Raw genomic sequence first — 2,660 nt, 5'->3', positions numbered from 1 at the left:
GTCAGGCTCATAACCTGAAGGTCGCAGGTTCAAATCCTGCCCCCGCAACCAAAAAAAGCGTTGAAAGCCTGTCTCGCAAGAGGCGGGCTTTTGGCATTTCGGGTTTGCTTCGGCGCACGCCTCCAGGATCGCCAGCAGGTCGCCATGAAGCTGCGCCTCCAGCCCGGCGCCCGAGGGGCAGGGGGACAGCACGACGCGGTCGACCATGGACCGGATCATCTCCATCGCGGCCATCCCCTCGTCGCCGTCGCCGAGCACGGACTCGAGCTCCGCGATCTTCCGCCGGTACAGCTCCGGCAGGTTGGCCGGCAGCAGCATCTCCGGCGCCTCTGTTTCCAGGGCGCCGATCTCGGCGGCGAGAGCAGTACGCTCGGCCTCCAGCCGCTCCTTCAGAGACGGGCTGTACATCCCGTTCTCCACTGCTTCCAGGATCGACGCGATCATCCGGTCGATGCGCGCGAGGGCGCGCTTCCGGTCGCCGCGTTGGTTCCTGGCCTCGGCCTGATCACGCCGTTGCGCCACCGCCATCTCCTCGACAAAGGCGGCGACCACGTTGGCGCCGAGCAGGCGCTCCTTCAGCCCGGCGAGCACGCGGTTCTCGATCGTCTGCCGGCTGATGGTGCGGTCGTTTGGGCAGGTGCCGGAATTCCGGTGGCCGGCGCAGCCGTAGCGGTCCTTGCCCATGATGGTGTAGCGGCCGCCGCAGACGCGCACACCAGCACGCCGGGCAGAAGGAAGCGCCGCCGATGCACACGGTTCAGGGCGTTGCCCTGCTCGTCCCGACCGATCTCGGTGGCAACCGCCTCCTGTCGCGCCTTGACACGGTTCCATAGAACGTCGTCGATAATGCACAACTCGGGGACTTTGACAATCTCCCGCTTCTCCTGAGGGTTGATACGGGCGACGCGCTTGCCGTTTCCCGGATCCTTGACGAACTCGCAACGTCCCCATTCCAGAATGCCGGCATAGTTGGCGTTGTTGAGGATACCGGTTCCGCGGGCGACCTGTCCGTGGATCGTGGTATCGACCCATCTCCTCCTCCTGGGGCCTGGAACGTTCTCATCGTTCAACAGGCGCGTAATGGCGCGGGGGCTCATGCCGTCGGCGTGCAGCGTGAAGATGCGGCGGACAACGGCGGCTTCGTCCGCATTGATGCGGCGGTACCCGCCACCCTCCTTGTCGCCGTCGACGACGTCGTATCCATAGGCTTTGCCGCCGGGAATACGTCCTTCCTTCGCGAGGCCGAGGTGGCTGCGTCGGGTCTTCTGACCGGTCTGCTTGAGCTGCACCTGTGCCATCATGCCCATGATGGCGATGTGGAGCGTGGTGATTTTGCCAAGGTGCGGCGTGAACAGCTTGAGGTTCCTGGCGCTGCTTGTCGGTTGAGTAGCGGGCGTAGATGACGGCGCGGAGCCGGGGGTGGTGGAGGACAGTCATCGCAGGGCCTTCAGGGAGAACGCGATCAGGGCGGCGAGAAGAACAAGGGCGAGGCCGGCAGCGAACGTCATGAAGCCGGCCTGGGACGGGCGCCGGCGCATCTCATGGCGCGCCAGAATGCGGGCCAGTCCGAGCAGCTCCTCGAGCGGAACGGTCCGTGGCTCCTGCTGGGGCGGCTGGACAGCGGGCGTCGTCGTCGCGGCGGGGGAGTCGGTGGTGTGGGGCACGGGTGGAAAGTCCATGGTGGGAGCGGCCATGACGATATGGTCCGATAGCGGCCGAAGCGGAAACACAGCGGCAGATCGGCGTCGCCGACGCCAACCCGGTCATCGGTGCGGTCAGGGATCGGGCGGCGCGGCCATGGCCGGCAGCCCCAACGAGCCATGCTTGCCGGGCTTCACCTTGCCAGCGGCTTCACGATGGGCGGATGCCGCGAGCGTTGCCGCCAACGGTTCCAGAACCTCCAGCCGCCCCCGCAGGCGGGCGTTCTCACGGCGCGCTTCGTCCAGCGCCTGCTCCACCTGATGCTTGGCGGTCAGTTTAGAACGCAGCTGGTCGAACTGCAGCGAGCAGCGCAGGAGGGCAGCCTTTTCTTCCGACAGAAGGCGGTTCACGGTCTCAACAGCGTCCTTCGCATCCGCCGCCTGCAGCTGCCAATCCTCCATCTCCGCTGACATCCGGGTCAGCGCCGCGCCCTGCTGGGCGACCGTCACCGCCAGCTGGTTGCGGTCTTCCGTGATCCGGTCATGTTCCAGAGCCAGATCCTCGTAGCCCTGCTCCTGTTCAGCGATCTCGGCCGTCAGGGCGTGCAGTTCGCTCCGGCAAGCCGCGCTTTCACTCTGCAGGGTGCCAGCGCGGTGGTGTGCTGTTCGGCGGCGAGGCGCCTCTCCTCCTGCCGCATGGCATCGATCGACGCGATGAAGGCCGTCAAGGCGCCGTCGATGGCATGCCGCATCTGCTCGGCCGCGGCGCAGGACTGGACGTCAACCGGCCCTCCTGCAAAGGCATCGCGCGACGTGCTGGCCGCGCCCTTCTGAATGACGAAGAGGTGAGGATCGGTCTTCCTGATGTCATGGATGAAGCGGGATACGTCGCGCAGGGAACCCCCGCCAATCTCGGCGCGGATGCGGCGGTAGGACGGATAGGCGTGGTCTTTCGACACGATCTTGGGTCACGTCCCTGAACGTGGTGTAGGAGCTGTGGGGAACCGGCCCGCCGAAGCG

General features: G+C 66.2%; 4 protein-coding genes and 1 pseudogene. All 5 read right to left on the bottom strand.

Annotated elements, in window-relative coordinates; all coding sequences use genetic code 11:
* Positions 1–591 (bottom strand): annotated as a pseudogene (locus DXK32_RS31810) (hypothetical protein); the annotation flags it as partial.
* Positions 576–1,307 carry a recombinase family protein gene (locus DXK32_RS31805; RefSeq protein ID WP_114862144.1) on the bottom strand — a complete coding sequence of 244 codons (732 nt, stop codon included), beginning with the start codon at positions 1,305–1,307 and terminating at the stop codon, positions 576–578. The pseudogene DXK32_RS31810 and the gene DXK32_RS31805, both read right to left, overlap by 16 nt.
* Positions 1,308–1,433: 126 nt before the next feature.
* Complete coding sequence (locus DXK32_RS31800; protein WP_114862143.1) at positions 1,434–1,694, bottom strand: hypothetical protein; 261 nt, start codon at positions 1,692–1,694, stop codon at positions 1,434–1,436.
* 81 nt (positions 1,695–1,775) lie between these two features.
* On the bottom strand, positions 1,776–2,150 hold the full coding sequence (locus DXK32_RS31795) for a hypothetical protein (RefSeq protein ID WP_114862142.1): 375 nt from the start codon (positions 2,148–2,150) through the stop codon (positions 1,776–1,778).
* Positions 2,151–2,236: 86 nt separating this feature from the next.
* Positions 2,237–2,599 carry a hypothetical protein gene (locus DXK32_RS31790; RefSeq protein ID WP_114862141.1) on the bottom strand — a complete coding sequence of 121 codons (363 nt, stop codon included), beginning with the start codon at positions 2,597–2,599 and terminating at the stop codon, positions 2,237–2,239.
* Between the last annotated feature and the right edge of the window lie 61 nt (positions 2,600–2,660).

It is taken from the genome of Azospirillum brasilense, assembly GCF_003349955.1.
GTDB lineage: Bacteria > Pseudomonadota > Alphaproteobacteria > Azospirillales > Azospirillaceae > Azospirillum > Azospirillum brasilense_B.
The sequence above is the reverse complement of the archived record's forward strand: the minus strand, read 5'-3'. Positions and strand labels throughout refer to the sequence as shown.